The 24,119-nt window shown below is 54.7% G+C and carries 18 protein-coding genes; 7 read left to right on the top strand and 11 right to left on the bottom strand.

Annotated features, from left to right (window positions below; all coding sequences use genetic code 11):
* Positions 1–95 precede the first annotated feature (95 nt).
* From V0288_RS22255 to V0288_RS22270, 4 genes are all read left to right on the top strand, one after another.
* Positions 96–1,142, top strand: coding sequence for an ABC transporter permease (locus tag V0288_RS22255; RefSeq protein WP_332867377.1), 1,047 nt, complete (start codon positions 96–98; stop codon positions 1,140–1,142).
* 4 nt (positions 1,143–1,146) lie between these two features.
* Entirely contained in the window at positions 1,147–1,455 is a 309-nt protein-coding gene (locus V0288_RS22260; protein WP_332867378.1) for a hypothetical protein, read from the top strand.
* Positions 1,456–1,625: 170 nt separating this feature from the next.
* Positions 1,626–2,513: an SDR family oxidoreductase gene (locus V0288_RS22265; RefSeq protein WP_332867379.1), complete on the top strand. Its 888-nt coding sequence runs from the start codon at positions 1,626–1,628 to the stop codon at positions 2,511–2,513.
* The gene (locus V0288_RS22270) at positions 2,491–2,646 is read left to right on the top strand and encodes a hypothetical protein (RefSeq protein WP_332867380.1); all 156 of its coding nucleotides are present in this window, start codon (positions 2,491–2,493) and stop codon (positions 2,644–2,646) included. Before V0288_RS22265 ends, V0288_RS22270 begins: the two co-directional genes overlap by 23 nt.
* Positions 2,647–2,704: 58 nt before the next feature.
* Here V0288_RS22270 and V0288_RS22275 read toward each other — a convergent pair whose 3' ends face one another.
* The 5 genes from V0288_RS22275 to V0288_RS22295 all read right to left on the bottom strand — a co-directional run bounded on the left by V0288_RS22275 (position 2,705) and on the right by V0288_RS22295 (position 8,474).
* Positions 2,705–3,973, bottom strand: coding sequence for a sensor histidine kinase (locus V0288_RS22275; protein WP_332867381.1), 1,269 nt, complete (start codon positions 3,971–3,973; stop codon positions 2,705–2,707).
* 134 nt (positions 3,974–4,107) lie between these two features.
* Positions 4,108–4,887, bottom strand: coding sequence for an ABC transporter permease (locus V0288_RS22280; RefSeq protein WP_332867382.1), 780 nt, complete (start codon positions 4,885–4,887; stop codon positions 4,108–4,110).
* Positions 4,888–5,213: 326 nt separating this feature from the next.
* A complete protein-coding gene (gene argC, locus V0288_RS22285; RefSeq protein WP_332867383.1) occupies positions 5,214–6,275 on the bottom strand; it encodes an N-acetyl-gamma-glutamyl-phosphate reductase in 1,062 nt (353 codons plus the stop codon).
* Positions 6,276–6,377: 102 nt separating this feature from the next.
* Positions 6,378–7,421: an N-acetyltransferase DgcN family protein gene (locus V0288_RS22290; protein WP_332867384.1), complete on the bottom strand. Its 1,044-nt coding sequence runs from the start codon at positions 7,419–7,421 to the stop codon at positions 6,378–6,380.
* A 3-nt stretch (positions 7,422–7,424) separates the two neighbouring features.
* Positions 7,425–8,474, bottom strand: coding sequence for a dipeptide epimerase (locus V0288_RS22295; protein WP_332867385.1), 1,050 nt, complete (start codon positions 8,472–8,474; stop codon positions 7,425–7,427).
* A 602-nt stretch (positions 8,475–9,076) separates the two neighbouring features.
* On the opposite strand from V0288_RS22295, the gene V0288_RS22300 reads away from it, so the two are divergent.
* Positions 9,077–14,074 (top strand): PAS domain S-box protein, encoded by a 4,998-nt coding sequence (locus tag V0288_RS22300; protein ID WP_332867386.1) that lies wholly within the window; start codon positions 9,077–9,079, stop codon positions 14,072–14,074.
* Between the two features lie 29 nt (positions 14,075–14,103).
* On the opposite strand, the gene V0288_RS22305 is transcribed toward V0288_RS22300, so the two are convergent.
* From V0288_RS22305 to V0288_RS22315, 3 genes are all read right to left on the bottom strand, one after another.
* A complete protein-coding gene (locus tag V0288_RS22305; protein WP_332867387.1) occupies positions 14,104–16,767 on the bottom strand; it encodes a PAS domain S-box protein in 2,664 nt (887 codons plus the stop codon).
* A gap of 463 nt (positions 16,768–17,230) precedes the next feature.
* A complete protein-coding gene (locus V0288_RS22310; RefSeq protein ID WP_332867388.1) occupies positions 17,231–18,031 on the bottom strand; it encodes an alpha/beta fold hydrolase in 801 nt (266 codons plus the stop codon).
* On the bottom strand, positions 18,028–18,744 hold the full coding sequence (locus V0288_RS22315; protein ID WP_332867389.1) for a lysophospholipid acyltransferase family protein: 717 nt from the start codon (positions 18,742–18,744) through the stop codon (positions 18,028–18,030). The genes V0288_RS22310 and V0288_RS22315 overlap by 4 nt, the downstream gene beginning before the upstream one ends.
* 155 nt (positions 18,745–18,899) lie before the next feature.
* On the opposite strand from V0288_RS22315, the gene metG reads away from it, so the two are divergent.
* Together metG and V0288_RS22325 are read left to right on the top strand one after the other, a co-directional pair.
* Positions 18,900–20,498, top strand: a complete 1,599-nt coding sequence (gene metG / locus V0288_RS22320; RefSeq protein ID WP_332867390.1) for a methionine--tRNA ligase — start codon at positions 18,900–18,902, stop codon at positions 20,496–20,498.
* A gap of 97 nt (positions 20,499–20,595) precedes the next feature.
* Positions 20,596–21,207, top strand: a complete 612-nt coding sequence (locus V0288_RS22325) for a LabA-like NYN domain-containing protein (protein WP_332867391.1) — start codon at positions 20,596–20,598, stop codon at positions 21,205–21,207.
* 18 nt (positions 21,208–21,225) lie between these two features.
* Here V0288_RS22325 and V0288_RS22330 read toward each other — a convergent pair whose 3' ends face one another.
* From V0288_RS22330 to V0288_RS22340, 3 genes are read right to left on the bottom strand one after another with little or no spacing between them, the layout of a single operon-like run.
* On the bottom strand, positions 21,226–21,435 hold the full coding sequence (locus V0288_RS22330) for a DUF433 domain-containing protein (protein ID WP_332867393.1): 210 nt from the start codon (positions 21,433–21,435) through the stop codon (positions 21,226–21,228).
* Between the two features lie 12 nt (positions 21,436–21,447).
* Positions 21,448–21,624, bottom strand: a complete 177-nt coding sequence (locus V0288_RS22335) for a hypothetical protein (RefSeq protein ID WP_332867392.1) — start codon at positions 21,622–21,624, stop codon at positions 21,448–21,450.
* Between the two features lie 16 nt (positions 21,625–21,640).
* Positions 21,641–24,013 carry an endonuclease MutS2 gene (locus V0288_RS22340; protein WP_422662049.1) on the bottom strand — a complete coding sequence of 791 codons (2,373 nt, stop codon included), beginning with the start codon at positions 24,011–24,013 and terminating at the stop codon, positions 21,641–21,643.
* Between the last annotated feature and the right edge of the window lie 106 nt (positions 24,014–24,119).

A 24,119-nucleotide genomic window follows, 5' to 3' on the forward strand; every position in this document is an offset into this window, starting at 1 on the left:
ACTCCTGACTCCTGACTCCTGACTCCTGACTCCTGACTCCTGACTCCTGACTCCCCAATCTCCCCGAAAAAATTCCTTGAACACCACGGACTATCATGGCGGCGACCGGTAAATTTCGATCGAGCGCGACGACGGGGTTACAATCCCTAGTAACGAGTGAAACCCTGCTATACGTCATCAAACGGGTTTTACAGGGGTTATTGACCCTATTACTCGCCTCGGCTTTGAGTTTCGCGATTATCCAACTCACCCCCGGCGGTTTTCTAGCGACCTTGGAACTCAATCCGAAAATCAGTACGGAGACGAAGGCACAGTATATCGCCCTGTTCGGATTAAAAGACCCTCCCATCGTGCAATACTTCAAATGGTTATGGCAGGTGGTGACACAATTTAATTTCGGCCAGAGTTTCACCTATTTCCGTCCCGTTTCCTCGCTTTTAGTCGAGAGAATCCCCGCGACCTTATTGATGGCGATCGTCTCGATCGTGCTAACATGGGCGATCGCTATCCCTCTCGGTATCCTCGGCGCGGTCAAACAAAACCAATTCATAGACAAACTTTTCCGGGTAATCAGCTATATCGGGCAAGGATTCCCCAGTTTCATCACCGCCTTACTCCTGCTCATCCTCGCTCAAAATCTCTCGCCCTTACTCCCCGTCGGTGACATGACGAGTATCGATTACTCGGAACTATCCCCCATCGGTAAAATACTCGATATCGGCTGGCACATGATCCTTCCCACCCTCGCGCTGACGATTACCGGTTTCGCGGGATTACAGCGGCTGATGCGCGGGCAATTACTCGACGTACTGCGACAGGATTATATACAGACCGCGAGAGCGAAAGGATTACCCGAAAATAAAGTAATATACGTCCACGCCCTCCGAAACGCCATTAACCCCCTGATAACCCTCCTCGGTTTCGAGTTCTCTAGCCTTCTCAGCGGCGCGTTTATCGCCGAGTATTTCTTTAACTGGCCGGGATTGGGTAGATTGATTTTACAGGCGGTACAGGCGAAAGATCTCTATCTAGTGATGGGAAGTTTGATGATGGGCGCGGCCATGCTGATTATCGGTAATTTATTGGCGGATTTACTGCTAAAAGCCGTCGATCCGAGAATTAAACTGGAAGATCTACAATAGAATCATGCTATCAGAAACCCATTATTCCCTGCGATCGAGACAGGACGGACAGTACCTCGTGGCGCGTCTCCGGAAGGGCGAAACCGAGACACCCGCCCAATATATCCTACTGTTTAAAGAGTCCTACGATGCCCTAAGCTACCTCAACGCCCACGCGCGGGATTTAGCCAACAATTTCGCCGTCGAAACCCTCTCCGGAACCCAACTCAAAAGCCTCATGCAACGCTGGGGATTCCAAGGAATCGGCCTCGTCACCGAACCCCTCGAACCGCGCGTACAATTTCTCGTCTACGAACGCGGCTTTAATCTTTGAGGAGGCAGGAGGCAGGAGGCGGAAGGCAGGAGGCGAAAGACAGACTTTAGGGTGGGTTAGCGAAGCGGTTCCCAACAAAAAGACCTTAACGAAGCGGTTCCCACCAAAAAGACTGTAACGAAGCTTAATCGACCGAGAGCGGGCAAGAATTGACGATTTAAGATGTTTCTATGAAAAAGCTGTTAATTACCGGGGTTAGCGGGTTTCTGGGTTGGCATATTTACCGATACACTCGATCGAACTGGAACTCTTTCGGAACATACTTCTCGAAAAATGTCAATAGCGAAGACCCGAATTTAATAAAAATTGACCTTACCGATTCGATCGCCCTAACCGAACTCTTCGCCACCCTGAAACCCGACGCGGTAATTCACGCGGCCGCCCTCTCGAAACCGAATCTCTGTCAGGAATCCCCCGAGATCTCGCGAGCGATTAACGTGGACGCTTCCCGACAGATCGCGGAACTCTGTAGCCGGTACGGGATTCCCTGCGTTTTTACCTCCACCGATCTCGTCTTTGATGGCAAAAAATCCCCCTACAAGGAAACCGATCCCGTTTCCCCCGTCAGTATCTACGGGGAGGACAAGGTAAAAGCCGAGATCGCCATTTTAGAAGTGTATCCGAATACCGCCGTCTGTCGTCTCCCGCTGATGTTCGGTTCCCCTTCCCCCACCGCGGACAGTTTTATCCAACCGTTTATCAAAACCCTGCAAGAAGGGAGAGAATTATCCCTTTTCACCGACGAGTATCGGACTCCCGCGAGCGCGCGCGCCATCACGCGGGGATTATTACTCGCGTTAGAGAGAGTAAGCGGGATTCTCCATCTCGGGGGAAAAGAGCGCGTTTCCCGTTATGAATTCGGTTTAGTGATGGCGAGGGTTCTGAACCTCCCTACCGCCACGCTGAAAGCCTGTTTACAAGCCGATGTACCCATGAGCGCGCCCCGGCCGAAGGATGTGTCCCTCGACATTTCTAGGGCGATCGGGTTAGGATACGATCCATCCTCGATCGAAATGGAATTAGAGGCGATAAAACATGAAATTATCGGAAAAAACTAGAATTATCCTGCTAATTTCCATTTTATTTCTAACCGCGATCCTCATGACCCGTTATTTTGAAGTCGGCATGACGGGAATTCTCGCTTTTTTCGTCACCTATCTTTCTAAGGGACTGCGGAAGGTGAATAGATAGTAGGAGGCAGGAGGCAATAGACAATAACAGGAAATGAATATTCCTCATCTCTCCCATCTCAACCGCGGGGAATCTCTAGAATAAAACAACTACCCTTACCTTTCTCGGAAATTAGGGAGATATCGCCCCCGTGGAGTCGGGCGAGTTTGCGGGAGAGGGCTAAACCTAAACCGGTTCCCTTGTGTTTTTTACTCAGGGAACTTTGAATCTGTTGGAAGGGTTGGAAGAGTTTTCCCTGATCCTCCGGCGCGATGCCGATGCCGGTGTCGATCACCGAGAAAGTTAATCGATCGCCTTTCGGTTCGACTTTTAGCGTTACCGAGCCGATTTCCGTGAATTTAATGGCGTTCGAGAGTAAATTAACGAGAATCTGTTTCAAACGCTGTTGATCGGCCTGACAGAAATCCACTTCCGGGGCGATCTGTAATTGTAGATCGAGTCCCTGTTCCTCCGCTTTCACCTGAACGATCGATAGGGAAGCGAGACAGATATCCCGGACGACCAACCTTTCTAGAAAAATCTCCTCGAAATTGGCTTCAATTTTAGAAATATCTTGAAAATCGTTGACTAAAGATAGTAGATGTTCTCCCGAACTGGCGATCGCCCCGATATACTGGTGCTGTTTATCGGTCAGCGTACCGTAGATCTGTTCCTGGAGCATCCGCGCGAAGCCGAGAATCCCCGCGAGGGGCGCGCGTAACTCGTGGGTGATGTGGGCGAGATATTCCTGGATTCTGCCGTGAAGATCCGCCTGTAGCTGTTGTTTCTCCCGGTATTCCCGCTCGATTTTCGAGAGATGTCGCGCTTGTTGCAGGAGAAGGGCGCACTGTCCCGTTAGGTGTTGGATCGTGCTATCGGACGGGGAAACGAACGGACGCGGCCGATTATCGCGGTAGTATAGACACAAGAAACCGATGGCGATCGATTCGGTCGCGTCGATCGAGGGGTGTTGAACCCGTAAGGGAACGATCGTCAGCGCGTCGATCGATTCGTCCTCGAGCGAGGCCGTTAAAAACGGGGAAAAAGAGCCTTCCCGTCGGGAGAGCGCGATCGTTTCCCCCCCCGACAAACGATTCTGAAGACATTGACAGAGAAAATAACTCGATTCGATCGAGGGGCTATTTCCCGCCTCGATCGAGGTTCGATAGAGAACTTTTCCCGAATCGAGATCGCTATCGAGGATCGCGCCATCGGTAGCCCCGAACGCGTCGATCAAAATCCGGAGCGTGTTTTCTAGTAAGCGCTCGCCGACAAGAATCTGTTCCCGGATCGTGTCTAAAGGGAAGGGAGAGGCATCTAGATCGGTCTGCTGTAGCGGTTGAGTCACTAGAAGGTACTTCCGTAAGTTGATGAAAATCGATCGTCATCCATCCATAGTACCGTATTGGTCCAAATAAGTCCGCTTATCGAAGTGGAAAAAGGGAAAAATCGCGAAATTTTTTCGCGAAAAAAGTCGGGTAGTTAGAATTGCCGTCGCGAGAAGATGAGGATCGCGATCGCTAACAGTAACGCGATATACACAAGACCGTATACGGCGTTACCTATCAAGACATCCGAGCCGGGTAAAATCCCGTAAACCGCGTCGTTTCTCAGGTTCAATCGCTCTAGATCGGGAAGGACGAGATAGAGATTTTTCGTGACCGCGAGAATATTCGGATTCTTGCTAAGAATACCCAGTTCGATCAAGTCCTTACTAATATGACCCATCACATAGATCCCGAAACTGAGTAATGTCGCCAGGATGGAACTGGTAAAAACACCGAACGCGAGGGCGGCCGCCGTGAGCAAAGATAATTCAATCCCTAGATAGATGATAGAAATAATTAGCGGGATCGGCTGAAAAGTCACCTTCATCCCCATCAATAAAACGAGGTAAATGACCAGCATTATCGCCAGCATCACCGCGAGAACCGCCGTCAATCCCAGGTGTTTGCCGATAATAAATTCCGCCCGGCTCAGGGGTTTCGGGATCAGGACGAGAACGGTACGTTTCTCGATCTCCTTGTTAATTAACCCCGTCCCGACAAAAATCGCCACGATCGCCCCCAGCAGACCGATCGCGGCCAAACCGAGATCGAGAAAGATTTTCTGGTGCGTCCCGACCGAGATTTCCGGCAGGAACCGCATGGCGGAGGCCATTAATAAAGCGAAAAAGCCGATAAAGTAAAGAATTCGGTCGCGGATAACCTCGCGAAACCCGTTAGCGGCGATCGCGCCAATTCGCAGGATACTGATACTCATAGCGTTCGTGAAAATCTAACAGGAGTTAGGAGTCAGAAGCCGGGAGTCAGGAGTTAAAGCGCCACGAGAGATGGCTTTTCAGTGTCCGATCCTACCTGACCGCGATGACGATCGCCGTACTTCTTGACCCCACTCCTGAGAGTACCCATTCGTACCGCAAAAATAAAACCGAAGCGAGGAGGTGGGGAGTGGGGAGTGGGGAGATGGGGGAGGTGAGGGGGATGAGGGAGGTGAAGAGAAATCTATCTATTTATTCTCCTGCCTCCTGCCTCCTGCCTCCTGCCTCCTGACTCCTGCCTCCTGACTCCTGACTCCTTCCCCCTAACTTACGGATAGAAAGTCAACCGGGGTAATCCGAGGGATTCTTCCCAACCCATCATCAGGTTGAGGCATTGAACCGCCTGGCCGGATTGACCTTTGACGAGGTTATCGATCGCCGACATGACGATCACCCGATCGGTGCGGCGATCGACCTCGATCCCCAGATAACAGAGATTCGTCCCGCAGGCCCATTTCGTCTGCGGGTACACGCCACCGGGGAGGATATTCACGAAGGGAGAGGAACGATAGAACGCGTTGTAAATCGTGATCAGATCGTCGCGGACGAGATTGGGATCGCGGAGGGTCGCGTAGACGGTGGAGAGAATCCCCCTGACCATCGGCATTAAATGCGGGGTAAACTGTACCCTAACCTCGTGACCGGCGAGATCGCTACAGATTTGCTCGATTTCCGGGGTATGACGGTGTTTTCCCGCCACGTTGTACGCGCCGATCGAGCTATCGGCCTCCGCTAACAACATATTGATCTTGGCCTGACGACCGCCCCCGGAAGTTCCCGATTTCGCGTCGATAATCGTCGTTTCCGGCACGATCAAGCCCTGTTTGAGCAGGGGGGAAAGGGCGAGTAAACTGGCGGTCGGATAACAGCCGGGACAACCGATTAACGAGGCGTTTTTAATATCCTCGCGGTAGAGTTCCGGCAGTCCGTAGACGGCGGTAGCGGCGATCGCCGTATCGTGCCGTTCCTTGCCGTACCATTTGCTATAGGTGGCGAGATCGGCGAAACGGTAATCCGCGGAGAGATCGAGAACCTTACAGCCTTTCTCGATGAGTTGGGGAGCCATATCGCAGGCTAACCCGTTGGGTAAACCGAGGAAAACCACCTGACAGCGGGAGGCGATGAGGTCGAGATCGATCGCTTCGACGGTGAGATTGACGATCGAGCCGAGATGGGGGTACAGGTCGCTGTAGGGTTTGCCCGCGCTACTGTCGCCACCGAGATAGACGATCTCCACGAGGGGATGATCTTGGAGAAGCCGTACCAGTTGAACGCCGCCGTATCCCGAAGCGCCGACGATCCCGACCTTTACCCGTTGTACCTCTGTCATTGGCAAGTCTTCCTGAAATGTCTTTGATAATATCGCGTTTGACTTTGGCTGAATTTTAGCCTTTCATCGCCGTGTGAAAACAAAATTTTTCGCGAAAATTGTCTAGGGGTGAAAAACTTTCTCCAGGAGCGATCGGGAGCCGAAGCGTACCGCGTCGGTACAGAACAAGCCCGTTTCCCTCTCCACAAGCTCGATCGCCTCTCTAGCTTTCTCCTCCTCCAGATGAAAAGTATTTAAGGCGATCGCCCTCACTTTCACCTCGCCGAAGGTTCCCATCGCGCCCGCGACCGTCTCGTACAGTCGCACCACTTCCGCGAGGGGGGGAATCCGGATATCGGGCAGATCTTTAACGTGAACTTGTCCCGCCCGGTGGACGAGGACTAATCCCGTCGGTTGACCGCCGCGAAGTAAGGGCAGGGTAGCGGTCGAACCGGGATGCAGGAGAGAGCCTTGCCCCTCGATAAAGAGAATCTCCCGATCTCCCGCCGATTCTAAAACCAAGCGCTCGATCGCTCCCGCGGCGTAATCCACCCGCACCGCGTCCAGGGGAACCCCCGAACCCGCGATCATGATGCCCCCCTGTCCGGTGGCCAGAAATCCCGATCGGATTCCCCTCTCTAGCGCCGCGCGATGTAACTCGATACTGGTGGACATTTTGCCCACGCTCATATCGGTTCCCACGGTGAGAATCCGCCGGCAATTCAACGAGCGCGCCCGCGCCTGTCCCACCTGTAAGCCGCTCGGTTCCTGCCGGATATCCCAGATCCACCGGGACGGTTTTAAATCGGGAAATAGGGGCTGTAAGGGCGTGTGTAAGCCGTTGACGATCGATACCCCCGCGTCTACCGCGTCTTGAATTTCGGCGCGCCAACTGTCGGGTAATACCCCTCCGGACGGGGCGATGCCGATCAGCAGGACATCCGGCGCGAACGATAACGCCTCGCGAACGTTGGCGACGATGGGAATGTCGCGCTCGATCCCGGCCACTTCCCGGAGTTTTCGCCCGGCGCTCTGTCCGTCGATAATGGCCACCACGGGAGCCGTCCCGTAGCGTAGATAGCTGAGTCCCGTTTTTCCCCGCGTTCCCTGAAGTCCCTCGTGGAGTAGGATGGCAACCCTTCGATCGGGGGTTAGATAATCGCTCATCGATTAATTTTTCACTCGTAATGTCACGCCGAGGCCGGGTCTGTTGTTGAGAACCGGGCGACCCCCTTCTAAGCTTACTCCGGCGAACGGATCATCGACTAAATTCAAATGGCTATCGAGATCGAGATAGTTGGCGAGGGGCGCGAGTTGGGCTAGGGCGCTATTGGCGAGGCTACTATCGGAATAACAGCCGAACATGACCTGTAAGCCGCAAATTTTAGCGATATGGATCATTTTTACGGCTTCACTCAATCCGCCCGCTTTCATGAGTTTGATATTGATGCCGTGGACGACGGGCGCGAGGAGCGGGATGTCGGCCGCGCTAAAACAGCTTTCGTCGGCGAAGATCGGTAGGGGCGATCGATCCCGCAGTTCCCCGAGTTCCGACTCCCGACCGACGGGTAGGGGTTGCTCGACGTACAACACGTTTCGCTCGGCGAGCCAATAACACATTTTAACTGAATTGTCAAGAGTCCAGCCGCCATTAGCATCGACGGTGAGGGGGCGATCGGGGGCGACCTCTTGAATGGCGAGAAGGGTGGCTTTGTCGGCTTCCAGACCGTCGGGGGAACCTAATTTGACTTTAAGTAACCGGAAATCGCCGATCTCTAGCCAATCTTTCACCCGTTTCCGGGCGTTCTCGGGGGAACTAATGCCGATGGTCGCGGAGACGGCCGGGACGCGGGTTCGATCGAGTCCCCAGAGTTTCCACAGGGGGAGATCGGCTTTTTTGCCGAGCCAGTCGTGAAGGGCGGTATCGATCGCCGCTCGCGTCGCGGAAGAGAGCGAATTTTCCCGGAAAATTTCCTCGATTTCCTGCCGTTGGAGAGGGTGAAAGGGTTCGAGAATCGGGGCGATCGATTCCAATTCTTGCAGGAGTTTAGCGGGATTTTTTTCCTCGCTACTCACGGAAAACGGGGAGGCTTCCCCCCATCCCTCGATCCCGTCCGCGTGGATTTTTATCCAGATATTGGTGTTCTCGCTCGTGGTTCCCCGACTGATGGTGAGGGGAACGCGTTTATGGAGGGTGAAAGTTTGCCAGGTCAGGAGCATAACGGATCGATCGGGGTCAATCTTTATACCTTACCTCAAGTACCCGGGAAAAAGGGGAAGGGGAAAAGCCTTATTCGGAAATCTTTGCGCGTTATCGGCAATTCTCTCTTTGTTTTTGGAAAATCGTTACGGCTCTCGATAATCTTTGCGCGTTATCGGCAATTCTCTCTTTGTTTTTGGAAAATCGTTACGGCTCTCGATGTCAAGGTTTCCGTTTCTCTCTCCCGATCGAGGACGATCGATCGGGAAAACTCCCGCGGGAAGTCGGGTTCGGGGAACTTTAGCGGGAGCTTTTCGCTCGCCGATTCCAGATCGATCGCTCTTGTCGGGAGCTTATCAATTTGTAACGATTGTCTTCTCCCGATTCTTCCCTGCGGTGAGGGAATAATAAGAATGGAATACTTCGGTTAATTTCGCGGTTCTCGCGTCCCGAGAATCCCCGATCGCCTTCCGGGTCGGTTCGGGCGATCGCGACCATCGGGCCACTTCCGTCGGGATCGGGAAATCGATCGGGAGTTCGTACCGTCTATCTCTCGCGATTCCCGTCAATCTAGCCTGGAAGAGCCGATCGAGTTGACCCTATATCTACCGCCCATCTACCTATGTCTTCCCCGTCCGAATTCCTCTCGAATGCCGACTCCGCGAGGTCTGTACTCTCCCCGTTCAAGATATTGATCGTGGACGATTCCGAGAGCGATCGCGCGATTTATCGGCGTTATCTCGAATCTGACGCTTTGATGTGCGAGATCTTGGAGGCCGACACCTTAGAAACGGGTTTAGCGTTGTGGTATTCGACGAGGCCGGACATCGTATTACTCGATCGATCGCTACCCGATGGCGAGGGACGGGAATTTTTAGACGCGATCCGTGTCGATCGCCCCGACGGACAGTTGCCCGCGATCGCGCTCACCGATCGGGAGAATGAACGGGTAGCGGCGCGGGCGATGAAAGCGGGGGCGGCCGACTATCAGGTCAAGGAGGAACTGACGGCGGCTTCCCTGTGTGCCAGCGTCCGGCAGGTGAGAGAGCGCGCTCTCCGGGTCCGACAACAGGAACGAGCGCGAAAACAGGCTGAGGTCATCCGGGAAATCGCCCTACGGATACGGCGCTCCCTGGATCTCGACGAGGTGCTGACGGCGATCGTCCGCGAGGCGCGGGAATTTCTCCGGGCCGATCGGGCGATCGTTTTCCAATTTACCCCCGATCGGTCCGGGATGGTGGTGGCGGAGTCGGTGATCCCCCCGTGGAGTGCCTGCCTGAACGAGCGTATCGTCGATACCTGCTTCCGGGAAAATCTCGGGGGGGACTACCGACAGGGGAAAATCTTTGTCGCGGACGATATCTACACCGCGAACTTGAGCGATTGTCACCGGCAATTACTGGAACGGTTTCAGGTGCGGGCCAATCTGGTCGTACCGATTCTCCTACCCCACGGTACTACCGATTCTCTCTGGGGTCTGCTCGTCGTTCATTTTTGCGGGACTTTTTATCGCTGGGAGGAGAGCGATATCGGGTTCGCGCGGGAATTAGCGGTGCAATCGGCGATCGCCATCCAACAGGCGAACCTCATGCGCGAACTCCAAACCCTTAACGCGACCCTAGAAAAACAGGTAGAAGAACGCACGAGAGATTTAGCGGCCAGCGAGCGAAAATTTCGGGGGATTTTTAACAATACGTTTAATTTTACGAGCTTACTCACCCCGGACGGGATACTACTGGAAGTCAATCAAACGGCGTTGAATTTTAGGGGATTACGAGCGGGGGAAGTGGTCGATCGCCCCTTCGCGGAAACGCCCTGGTGGGATATCTCGGCGGAAACGCGCGATCGTCTGCGGGAGTCGATCGCCCGCGCGGCCCGGGGGGAATTTATCCGGTACGAGGTGGAGATACTCGACGCGGAGAATCGGGCCTTCCCGATCGATTTTTCCCTGCGTCCCCTCCGGGATGAATCGGGAGAGGTGGTCACGCTGATCGCCGAGGGACGCGACATCCGTTCCGCCAAGCGCACCGAGGCCACCCTACGTCTACAGGCGCAAATTCTCGACGAGATCAGCGATGCCGTCGTTTCCACCGATGTAGACGGAATGATTATTAGTTGGAATCGGGGAGCGGAAAGACTATACGGTTACACGGCCGTCGAGGCGATCGGGCGAAACATCAACTTTCTGTACGATGACCCCGACGAGTTCACGAGACGGGTACTCGAACCGTTAGCGAGCGACGGTAGTTACGAAACGGAAGTCCGCGTTCGTTCCAAGACCGGCGAGAGCGTCCAGATCGGTTTACGCCTGTCCTCGGTGTACGACGAACGGGGTAGACTCGTCCGCTGGATCGGTTGCGGTAACGACATCACCCAACAGGTACGGGCCGAAGAGCGATCGCTCTATCTTTCCGATCGACTGAATCTAGCCCTAAAAGCCGGGAAGATCGGGACGTGGGACTGGAATTTAGGCCGGGAGTTGAGTTGGGACGAGCGGATGTACGAGATCTACGGCCTGCGGGATCTCGATCGTCCTCTTACCTATCAAGATTGGTTAGAGCGGGTACATCCCGACGATCGACCCGAGCTAGATGACGCGCTCCCGGAAGTTCTTCAAGGCGATCGGGCTTTCGACACCGAATTCCGGATCGTCCGACCCGACGGCGAGATCCGCTGGATCGCCTCGATCGCCATCGTACAGAAGGACTCGCGGGGCCGACCGGCGCGGATGGTGGGGATCAACCACGACATCACCGAGCGGAAACAGGCCGGGGAGAACCTAGCCCGATACGCTCGCGAGGTGGAAGATCTCTACAATAACGCCCCCTGCGGCTATCATTCCCTCGATGCCGAAGGCCGCTTCATCCAGGTGAACGAGACGGAACTGCAATGGTTGGGCTACAGCCGGGAGGAAATGCTCGGCCGCTCGATCGGGGATTTCCTCTCGCCGTCGAGCCGGCAAGACTGTCGGGAAGGCTGGCCGCTTTTCCAAGAGCGGGGGTGGATCCAGAATATAGAATGCGACTTGATCCGCAAGGACGGCTCGATCCTGCCCGCGTTGATCAGCGCGACCGTCGTTAAAGACGCGGGGGGGAACTATCTCTACAGTCGGGCGACCCTGATGGACATCCGCGAGCGTCAACAGGCCGAGCGGGTTATCCGCCAACAGGCGCGCCGGGAAACGCTCCTGCGGGAGATCACCCAACGCATCCGACAATCGCTCGATCTGCGAACGATTTTCGATACCGCCTGCGGGGAGATCCGCGCGGTACTGATGGCCGATCGGGTGGGCATTTTCCAGTTCTTGCCCGACTGCCAATACCAGGACGGGCAATTTGTCGCGGAATCGGTGGTCGGGGAATTTCCCTCGGTGTTGGGGATTCCCGTACACGACCACTGCTTCGGCGATAATTACGCCCAACTCTACACGAACGGCCGGTGTCACGCGGTCGATGATATTTATAGCGGGGGACTGAGTACCTGTCACACGGACATTCTCGCGCGGTTCCAGGTGCGGGCGAATCTGGTGATGCCTTTACTCTGCGGCGAGACCTTATGGGGACTGCTCTGTGTCCATCAATGCCTGACCGTCCGCCACTGGCAGGAGTTCGAGATCGAGTTTACCAAACAGCTGGCCAATCAGTTGGCGATCGCCATCCAACAGGCCGATCTTTACGAGCGGGTTCAGACCGAACTCTCGGTGCGACAACGAGCGGAAGCGAGAATCGCCCTACAACTCCGACAACAGGAAACCCTGGGGGCGATCGTGCAAAAAATCCGCGAATCGTTGGATATCGAGGAGATTCTCGTCACGGTGACGCGACAGGTTCGAGAGGTCTTGAGCGCCGATCGCGCGATCGTCGCCCGGTTCTTCCCGGACGGTAGCGATCGTATCGTCGAGGAATCGGTCTCCGGTGACTTTCCCTCGCTCAAACACTTCGATTGGCGAGAGGAGGCGGGCGCTCGGGAGCCTTTCGCGGGCCAAGGACGGGGAACCCCCCGGATTATTGCCGACGCGCTCGCCGATCTCCCGAACGATCGCCGCGCGGAATACGTTCGCGAGGGTCGAATCCGGTCGGCGATCGTCGCCCCGATCCTCCGGGACGCGCTCGATGACGAGATCGGCAGTCGGGCCGCGACGAGGGAAACCCGCGGGCCCTGGGGGGGGTTAGCCGTTCACGCCTGTCGGGAAAAGCGCGTCTGGCAAGAATCGGAAGCCCGATTACTCCAACAGATCGCCGATCAGTTAGCGATCGCCCTCCAGCAGGCCACGCTGTTCGATCGATTACAACAGGAACTGCGCGAGCGACAACAGGCACAACAAGAACTCACCCGACGTAACCGAGAATTAGCCGTCTCGAATGAAGAACTCGCCCGCGCCACCCGCCTGAAAGACGAGTTTCTCGCCAACATGAGCCACGAACTCCGCACCCCCCTCACGGCGATCCTCGGCATGGCCGAAGCGATGACCGAAGGGATCTTCGGCGGGATCACCCCCCAACAGGGTCGGGCGCTCCAGACGATCGAGCGGAGCGGCTCCCACCTGCTGGAACTGATTAACGAAATCCTCGATGTTTCCAAGATCGAGGCCGGTCAATTAGAACTCGACCTCGCGCCTACCCCGATCGCTCCCCTCTGTCGCTCTAGCCTGGCTTTTATCCGACAACAGGCGTTAAAAAAAGACGTGCGCGTGGAGATCGAACTTTTCGGAGAGTTACCCGATGTACTCGTCGATGAACGGCGCGTCCGTCAGGTGCTGATCAATCTGCTCAATAATGCCGTTAAGTTCACCCCGTCCGGGGGAAGTATCCGCCTGAAGGTCGATCGGCCCGGCCCGGCAATTTCCGCCGCTCCCGCGTTCCCCGAGGCGATCGCCGTTTGTCCGGGGGAACCGTCCGGAGCGATCGCTTTCCTGCGCTTCTCCGTCATCGATACGGGCATCGGCATCGCCCCGGAAAACCTCGATAAATTGTTCCAGCCGTTTATCCAGATCGATAGCGCGCTGAACCGTCAATACTCGGGGACGGGTTTAGGACTCGCCCTCGTGAAACGGATCGTCGAACTCCACGGGGGACGGGTGGGAGTCACGAGTCAATTGGGTTCCGGCAGTTGTTTCACGATCGATCTTCCCGTCGCCGCCCCGACCTGTCCGCTGTCGGCGGCGATCGCCGGGGACGAAAATCTAGCGATCGAAACGTTCTCGAACCCGGAAACCGACTCGACCGAGGGAACGGGATCGCGTCCGTTGATTTTACTCGCGGAAGACAACGACGCGAACATTATGACGCTCTCCGGGTATCTACAAGCGAGGGGCTACCGTCTGATCCTCGCGAAAAACGGGGCCGAAGCGGTCGCCCTGGCTCGATCGGAAACGCCCGACCTGATTTTGATGGACGTTCAAATGCCCGAGATGGACGGTTTAGAGGCTATCCGGCAGATCCGCGGGCAGGGCGACCCGATCGACCCGCCGATTATCGCCCTGACCGCTCTAGCCATGCCGGCCGATCGCGAGAACTGTCTGAACGCCGGCGCTACCGATTATCTCGGCAAACCCATCAAATTGAAGGAATTAGTGGCCAAGATCGGACAGCTTCTAGCTTCGAGACCGAAGAAATTATAGGAGGCAAGAGCTTGCCTTTTGCCTATCATTCAAGGATTAAAAATTAAATGAAACGTGGTTCCCGAGGAGCGATCGAGTTCGATCAGACCATCGATTTGGCGGGTAAGAATATGTACCAACTTTAAGCCGAGCGTCTTACTTTCTCGCCAGTCAAAATCGCTCGGAATTCCCACCCCGTTATCGTGAATTTTGAGATGTATCGATCGATTACTCGTCAGAGATAGAGAGATCTGGATCTGACCTTCACGCCCATCCAGAAACGCGTATTTAAAAATATTTGTCAAGAGTTCATTGATAATTAAACCGCAGGGAATCGCTTTTTCTAGGGAGAGTTCGATCGGCTGGAGATCGAGAAGCGATCGATAGCGTTCCCTCCCGTAGCCGTAGGTAAAAAAGATATTATTCACCAACTGTTCGATATAGTTGGTTAAATTCACCTCGACCAGATTACCGGTTTGATAGAGTTGGTCGTGAATAAGCGCCATCGTTTGAATACGAGTTTGACTTTCTTGGAAGATCGCTTTCGTCTCCGGATCGGATAAAAGACGCGATTGCCATTCCAAAAGATGGGACATAACATTCAGATTATTTTTCACCCGATGGTGAATTTCTTTCAATAAAACCTCTAGTTGTCGCGTGCGTTTCACTACCCGCGATTCTAACTCTTGATTGAGTTGAAAAAGTGCCTTCATCGCCGATTGACGCTCTAACTCGGCGCTCGCTCTCACCGCGAAGATCTTTAACAGTTCGATCGGGAGTTTCGGATCGTGGAGGGGCGATCGATGGAAAATCCCCAGGACTCCCATCGGTTGATGATCGGACTTCCACAACGGGATTCCCAAATAACCCTCCACCCGCAACTCCCGCAAGATCGCGACATTCGGGAAAAGTTCCCGAACCCGCTCGGGATAATGTTGAACCTGTCGCCCGATCACCGTTTGACAGGGAGTATTGACCAGATCGCACTCGAAATTCGGTAAAATTTTCCCGTCTCCATATACGGCGAGCATTTGTAATCGCCCCGTTTCGATTAGCTCGCCGATAAACACGATATCGGCTCCTAACGCCTCCGAGAGATAGCGAACGAGAGAAGAGAAAAAATCCTCCCCGGTGTAAGCGGCGATTCCCTGACTCACCTGTTCGAGGGCGATTTTCAGGTGAACTCGATCCGTGATGTCCTCGGCGAACCCGACCGTTCGCTTAACCCGTCCCCGTTCATCGAACACCGGGAAACTCTTATTATGTACCCAGAGCATCCGCCCGTCGGCGCGGAAAGCCCGATATTCCTCGTCTACCGGATACCCCTCGATCTCCCGCCATACCGCCCTCTCTATTCTCTGGCGATCGTCGGGATGAATCCGCGTCAGCCAGAAAGTCGGGTTCTCGTACAGCGTCCGGCAGGGAAAACCGCTCAATTTCTCGAAACCGGGGCTGATATACAAACATCGGTAGGGATCGAGGGTGTAGATAAAGAAAACTTGCGGTAGCGTTTCCGCTAACTGTCGGAACTTCTCCTCGTTTTCTCGTAGGGCGAGTTCTGCATTCTTGAGATCGGTGATATCCGTGGTGATGACGATCGCCGCTTTGCCCAGTCGCGGGTGATCGAACCTCGCCATACGGGTTTGATAGTGGGCGACGCGGCTATGATTACCGAGTCCGCTTTTCTCGTAGCTAACGGTTTCCCCGGTGGTAAAAACTCGCTCGATCGCCTCGTGAACGCTCGCCCTACTCTCCGGTTCCACCGATTCCGCCGTGTGATGCCCGATCACTTCCTCGCGCGCCATCCCCTCCGGAACCCGATTGATAAAATGCACGATCCCGCTCTCGTCGATAATATATATATAGCTGGGAGCGTTGTCTAGAATCAACCGTAACTGTTCTTCCGATTGCAACGTCTGTTGTCGTTGGCGTTCCAGATCCCGGTAGAGACGCGCCGGATCGAAAACCCGTAACGCTTCGAGATAACCGATCGAACCCGTCGGTTTTCCGTCGGCATCGATCGCCGGTAACGCCTCTTGTTCGAGCGTTTCCAGCCTCTCTAGAACGATGTCTAAACTCTCGTCCTCGCGCGCGAAACCGGACGCGTTTAGCCCGTCTCCCGCGGGGCGATCGAGTTCCCCGATCGCCCCGTTCGCGGTACGATAACCGATCGCCCTCCCCTCTCCATCGACGATTATCACGAGATCGGTTTGATGGACGTTCAACAAGCGGACGATCTCGCGCGTCGGGGTATTCGCGGCCGCGGTGACGGAACGGGAATTGACGATTGCCGATACCGGGGTCGATCGCGCGATCGAGGCGGATTTCAGGACGGAAATCATTTTATTAGGCGTAATTACCCCTAATAGCTGTTTTTCATCGTTAAAAACGGGTAAATACCGCATTTTCTTTCGCGAGATCTCTAGCGCGAGGCGGAAAATATCTTCAAAGTCTCTCTCGAAAAGATAGTCCGTCCGAGATCCCGCCATCTCGCCCGCGGTCGATCGCCCCGGATCGCGCCCGTCATCTATCCCGCGCAGTATCTCTCTCAAAGTAACGATCCGCGGGAATTCGCCCGATTCCCCGATCAATCCGTACCCTCGCGAGCGGATCTGTCGGTAGGCGATCGAGAGCGTCGTCTCCGGCGATACGAAAACGGGAGAGCGATCGAGCAGTTCCTCTAAACGGGGCGAAAAAACGGGATCTAGCGTCATCGGTTCGGGCGATCGGCCGGGGGGTAATCGTTGTAGCTCGATTATACGGGCGGGAGCTTCCCCAACGTTCCCCCTGGCAAAATTCAAATATTTTCGGGTGGTTCAGGAGGCAGGAGGCAGGAGGAAAGGGGAAAGGGGAAAGGGAAAGGGGAAAGGGAAAAGGGAAAGGGGAAAGGGAAAGGGGAAAAAATGAATAAATTAAAAGTAACGTCAGTTCGGGATCGGAATTTGACGATTTTTCGGTGAGAAGCCGAGTCTTATTCGGGGGACTAGCCCCCCGAACCCCCCACCGGGGGAGGGGTGCCTCCCCCGGACCCCCTGCACAAGGCCACGCGCGACATCACCGCGAGTTGACAAGATTTCGGGATGACTCGAAGGAGAGGATCTCGATTCTGGCTTATCCCGAACTGACGTTAAAAGTAGTCTTTTGCCGAAAAGATTCCCCATCCCCCCATCTCCCGATCTACTTCTGCAACCGATCGGGTAAATTCCGGGGGAGACAGCCGTGAGCGCCGAGGATTTCTTTGAGATGGATATCGGCTTCTAAAAGGCAGGTGTGACCGCTTTCGGGTAGGATAACCAATTTCGCTTTCGGTAGCTGGTGAACGAGTCTCTGTCCTTCCGCTACCGAGGGGAGGAGTCGATCGCCCTTGCTGGCGACCACGAGAACGGAGAAGTGCAAGCGGGACAACTCGATCGAACCGGCCCGGAAACGCTGGAGCATGGACAAACGCCAGCTAACGATTTCCTGGGGGACGGAACGCATCGCTTTGAGGAGAGAGCGGCGATCTTCGGCCGACATCCGGCTCAGGGAGGCGATAAAGGGCAATAACGCCAGCGCGGAACCCCGGTGGAGGAAATCCGGCAGATATTGCGTGATGCCGATTCCCAATCCTAGAACCGGTCGCTGGTTAAAAGAGGAAGCGGCATTGACGAGAATCAGCTTTTTCAGCATTTTCGGCGCTTTAATCGCGATCTTCAAGGCCAGACAGCCGCCGAAAGATTCCCCGCAGAGATAGAGTTTTTCCGACTTGTGGCGTAGTTCCTCCTCCAGTAAGTCGATTACCGCGTCGGCCAACTCGTCCCAATCGCTAGTATCGCGCGGGGAGATCGTCAGACAGCGTAGATCGAAATGGGAGGAGAGGGTCGCGATCTGCCGGTGGTATAACTGCCCGCTACCGTCCATCCCCGGTAGAAAAACGAAGAGGGGGTAATCGGGGCGGGGAGGACGGGGGAAAAACCAACGAACTGACTGTTCTTTCATCCTTTCTCTAGTAAACCGGTGATTTCATCCCGACAGTGAGCGATCACGCGTTCGATCACCCGTTTGCCCTGTTTACCCCGGTACTCCTGGCGATCGAGATCGCTGACCCGATAGGGGCGACCGATACAGGCTCTCACTCGATGATAGACGACCACGGGATGCCAGTCCGGGCGATCGAACAGCGGTTCGCTCGGGTCGAACAGCCGCAAGAGACGCACCGGGAAAGCCGTGAACACGCTTTCCGACTCCGAGACGATCGCCACGGGAACGACGCTGATCCTCTCCACCGGACAGCGGAGCGCGAGATGCGCGAATCCCCGGTGGAAAGTGCCGACCTCCCGCGGCCCGGTCAGGTGGATCATCGGCGAACCCCCCTCCGGAAACAGACCGATCCATCGATCGGATTTCAGGTAGTCGGTGGCCCGATCGAAAAAGGTGGCGTGACGTTTTTCCGGCACGTCGAAGGGAAAACAGCCTAGCTCGTTCACTACCTCGCGCAGGAGGGGAGTTTGCCCCATGTAGTGATGGCAGGCGATATGAACGGTACGTCCGAGCGCTTGAATCAGGATCGGCGCGTCGAGGAAACTCCGGTGATTACTGACGACGATCGCCACCCCCTCCGAGGGGATATTCTGCCGGCCTTCCGTGTAGAGGCCGGTACGGGTGGAATCGAGCAGTAGACGGGACGCGGACAGGGGGGTGAGCAAAGTCATCGCGAAAAAAAAATCGGCTTTAAGATTGTTTTTATTGCGAGAGAGCGGGACGGAAAGTTAAAACGGAAATAGACGATCGTAGAATGGATTCATCCGATCCCGTCTTCCCCTCGCTTTCGATGGGTGCAGGCTCATCCATTTAAAAATTCACTTTCATGATCGAGCGCAATCCAGGGCAAACATTCGCTTTAACAACACCTCTGTACTATGTCAACGACGTTCCGCACATCGGGAGCGCCTACACGACGATCGTAGCCGATGTAATCGCGAGATGGAAACGACTGGAGGGAAATTCCGTCCTGTTCATCACGGGAACGGACGAACACGGTCAAAAAATCGAGCGAACCGCGACCGCGAGAGGATTACAGCCGCAAGAACACTGCGATCGGATCGTCACGGCTTACTTCGATCTCTGGGAGAAATTAAACATCCGCTTCGATCGGTTCAGTCGCACCACCTCCCCCCGACATCGGGCGATCGTCAACGAGTTCTTTGAACGCGTCTGGCGAGCGGGAGATATCTATCTCGATCGACAGCAGGGATGGTACTGCGTGGCCTGCGAGGAGTTCAAGGAAAAACGCGAACTCCTAGACGATGGCTGTTGTCCCATACATACTAACTTGAAAGCGGAGTGGCGCGACGAGGAAAACTATTTTTTCCGTCTCTCGAAATACCAATCGCGACTCGAAGAACTCTACCGGCAGAACCCGGAATTTATCCAACCGGAAAGCCGCCGCAACGAGGTGATCGGTTTCGTCGATCGGGGACTCCAGGACTTCTCGATCTCGCGGGTGAACGTGGCCTGGGGTTTTCCCGTTCCCGACGACCCCGCTCACACGATCTACGTCTGGTTTGACGCTCTGCTCGGTTACGTCACGGCCTTACTGGAACCGGACGAGGAACCCACCCTCGAAAACGCCCTCGCCCGTTGGTGGCCGATTAACCTACACCTGATCGGCAAAGATATCCTGCGTTTTCACGCGATTTACTGGCCGGCGATGTTGATGTCCGCGGGCCTCTCTTTGCCCGATCGGGTGTTCGGTCACGGTTTTTTAACCAAGGACGGGCGGAAAATGGGCAAAAGTACGGGAAACACGCTAGATCCTTTCGATCTCGTCGCCCGTTACGGCCAATCCGCGGTCCGTTACTATTTCGTCAAAGAGATCGAATTCGGTCAGGATGGCGATTTTAACGAGACGCGATTTGTAAACATTCTCAACGCGGATCTGGCTAACGATCTGGGGAATCTATTGAATCGAACTTTGGGAATGGTTAAGAAATACTGTCAAAATACGCCTCCCCGGTTGACAGGCGAAGATGTCCCGCCGGAAAATACATTAAAAGTGATCGGTGTGGAGTTAGCGAAAACCGTCACGCGCGAGTATAATTCGCTACACTTTAATCGGGTCTGTGAGGAGATCTTCGCCCTAATCCGCGCCGGGAACAAATTTATCGATGATAGCGCGCCGTGGAGTTTGTTTAAACAAAAACAACAAGCGGAAGTAGAGTTAGTCTTGTATTCCGTCCTGGAGTCGATCCGACTTTCCGCCTACTTGCTATCCCCGATAATTCCGACCCTGAGCGGCAAGATTTACCAACAACTGGGATTCTCGATCGATTTTGACGATCCCGTGTCGGTCGATCGGGCCGCGCCCCTCGACGAACACGGTCGATGGGGTTTACCGACGAATCAACAGTTAGGCATTCCCGAACCGATCTTTTCTAAATTAGAACTCCCGTTAAACGATTCTTAAAAAAGAATTTTTTAATCTCTCTATTTTTAAGATCATTCGCTTCCATGAAAACTACGGTCATCCGCTCGATCACTTTTAACAAAAGAGGAAATAGAATATGTTTGATGATTATGACACCGATCCCGTTTTCACCCCCGAACAAGTGCTTGAAAACCGCGGCAGGGTAGCGATCTTTATCGATGGCTCGAATTTATTCTACGCCGCGCTACAACTGGGCATAGAGATCGATTACACGAAACTTCTCTGTCGTCTGACGGCCGGCTCCCGTCTCCTGCGCGCCTTCTTTTACACGGGGGTCGATCGCACCAACGAGAAACAACAGGGTTTCCTTCTCTGGATGCGTCGCAACGGCTACCGGGTGATCGCCAAGGATCTCGTACAACTGCCGGACGGCTCGAAAAAAGCCAACCTCGACGTGGAGATCGCGGTAGATCTGATGGCGTTGGTGGGTTCCTACGATACCGCGGTGATCGTCAGCGGGGACGGGGATCTAGCCTACGCGGCCGATTCGGTGAGTTATCGCGGCGCGCGGGTGGAGGTCGTCAGTCTGCGATCGATGACGAGCGATAGTTTAATTAACGTAGCCGATCGCTATATCGATCTCGACCAGATCAAGGAGGACATTCAAAAAACCCCCAAGCACCACGTAAATAATTACAATCATTTTCCAACGATAAGCGTGTTGGATAACGATCGACCGAGCCGGTAACGGAAAAGCGCGGGTATCTCACTCGCGCTTTCTAGTAATTGTATCGGAGCGAATGACCGTTTTCGAGAAGTTCGTTTCAAGGGCAAAAAGTAGGGCTTGCCGAATATCCTCGTCTTCTAATTCTGGAAATTCTTGACGTAGCTCGTTTCGATCCTCATAAGTCGCCAGTAACTCGATGACTCGACGGACGGTAAGGCGAAGGTTACGGATACAGGGTTGTCTAGCCAGATCTCGCCACGTTTAGGATTCGTCATACTCTCGATCGCGATCCTCTATATCTAAAATCTCGAATTCCGCGAGTTCGGGATCGGTTTGGAAATCTTCCGCGATTCGATCGATATACGGTTCGAGGATTTCTTTTCGTCGCTCCGGGGGTAAAGAGGCGATCGCCTGTAAGGATAACCCATTTTCCAACATTTCCCCGCCTCCCGATTTAGGTTAAATACGCGATCGTAACGCCCGATCCGCCCTCGTTTTGGGGGGCTAACTCGAAGCGTTTCACCTGCGGGTGATGTTCGAGAAATTCGTGAACACCCTCGCGAAGTTTTCCCGTTCCTTTGCCGTGGATAATCCACAACATCCCGGAAGAAGTGGCGCGGGCGATCGCTTTTTCCAGATCCGGTTCCGCCTCGGCAACTCGCGATCCGCGGATATCGACGGTGTTATTAGAAGTGCGGATGAGCGGATCTTCTTTTTTCGTCGTCGGGGGCGGAGGGGGCGCGACTTTAGCGGGTTTCGGGGCGATTTCCACTTTCTGCCCGTCGAGGGATTCGATTTCCGTCATGGCGATCGTCATTTTCATTATCCCGAAACGAACGCTCACCTCGCCGGCTTCCGAGTTCACCGCGAGAACTTCCGCGGTTTGGCCGAGATTGGGTAGACGGATGCGCTCGCCCACTTTCGGCAGGTAACTCGATCGGGGTTTCTCGACTTTCGGTAAAACCCTTTCCGCGATGGCGTTGAGTTCTTCCGTAGCCTGTCGCGCGTCGTTACCCGTTTTCGGCCCCGCTTGCAACTGCCGGATTACCGCCGCGATTTCCGCGCGCGCTTGCTGGAGTGCCTTCTGTACTTCTTGTTCCTGAAGCCGCTTCAATTCCCGCTCCCGATCCTGTAGCGAGGCCGCTTTCTCGGAAACTTCGGTATAGAATTTCTCGGTTTGTTGGAGTAATTTACTCGCTTCCTTGGCTTTTTGCTCCTGTTCCCGTCTCTGCGCCTCCAAGCCCGCGATCACTTGGTTAATCTCTTCGGAGAAGCCGCCAACGCGTTCTCTCGCGGTCTCGATGATTTCCTCCGCCAATCCGAGACGACGGGCGATCGTTAGCGCGTTGGAACGCCCCGGAATCCCCCACAATAGGCGATAGGTGGGCGATAACGTGCGATCGTCGAACTCTACCGACGCGTTTTCAAAACGTTGATCCTGGTACTTGAGGGCTTTTAATTCGCCGTAATGGGTGGTGGCGACGGTTAATCGCGCTCGATCGGCGAGATCTTGCAGTAAAGCGATCGCTAGGGCGCTTCCTTCGGCCGGATCGGTTCCCGCGCCGACTTCATCGAGGAGGACGAGGGAGGAGGAATTGACGGCTTCTAGAATGCGGACGATACGACGGATGTGGCCGGAAAAGGTCGATAAACTCTGTTGTAGGGATTGTTCGTCACCGATGTCCGCGAGAATTCGATCGAACCACGGAATCTCTACCGGTTCGCGCGCGGGAACGTATAGCCCCGCTTTCGCCATTAACGCCGCTAATCCTAGCGTTTTTAACGTTACCGTTTTCCCTCCCGTGTTCGGGCCGGTGATAGCGACGACGCGGGTAACGGGGTTAATCTGTACGTCGATCGGGATGACTTCGGTTCCCTGTTCGTGTTGTTTCTGCCAGACGAGGAGGGGATGGTGTAACCGTCGCAGGGTGATCGGTTCGTCGGGTTCGGTGAATCGCGGGAAATTGCCCCCCAACCACGCGCTATATCTCGCGCGCGCGGTGGAGAGATCGAGGGTGGTGACGATCGCCAGTAGGTATTCTAAATCCTCGTGCGCGGTGGCGATCGTGTCGCTCAACTCCCGCAGTACGCGTTCTTCTTCGAGTTGTTCGGCTCGGCGATGCTGTCGGAGTTGGTTGCCCTGTTCGATGATCGCGTTCGGTTCGACGTAAATGGTCGCGCCGGTGCTAGAGGTATCATGAATAATGCCCGGAACCTGGTCTTTTTGCGGCGCTTTGACGGGAATCACGAAGCGATCGCCCCGTTGGGTGATCACGGCCTGTTGGATCGCCCCGCTCTGTTTTTGGATAATATCCTGTAATTTTCGGTAAATTCGCTCCCGGATCACCTTCATCTGCGATCGAACCTCTCGGAGTTTCGGACTCGCTCGATCGGACACGTTCCCGTCTTCGTCTATACAGCGATGGATTTCCTGTTCTATCTCCGGATAGGTGCGAACTTCCGAGACCAATTCCTGTAAAACGGGGATTCCCTCCCGTTCCTCGATCGTCCGTCGTAGCCGTCGGGTTCCCGCGAGGGTGGTGGCGATGTCCATCAATTCCTGTCCCGACAACATCCCGCCGATTTTCGCTCTCTCTAGCGCGTCACCGATGTCGGTAATGCCGTCAAAGGATAGTTTTCCGTCTAAACGCTGTTCTAAATCGTGAATTTCTCTCGTGCGCGCCAGCAGGGTTAAACTTTCCTCTCGGGTTTCGGGTAGGGGAAACTGACGGGCGGCGATCGCTCCCAATTTCGTGGCCGCGAAGGTCGAGAGGTGCTGACACAGGCGCGGCCATTCCAGTAACTCTAGGGTTTCGTCTTGAATCAAGGAGGTAACTTGCTGTAATACGGCGTATATTCTATTGTAGTAAGTTTTGATAATTTCTTCAATCGCTCCAGGGGGAGATGGGGAGGTGGGGAGATGGGGAGATGGG

This window comes from Pannus brasiliensis CCIBt3594 (assembly GCF_036688125.1).
GTDB lineage: Bacteria > Cyanobacteriota > Cyanobacteriia > Cyanobacteriales > Microcystaceae > Pannus > Pannus brasiliensis.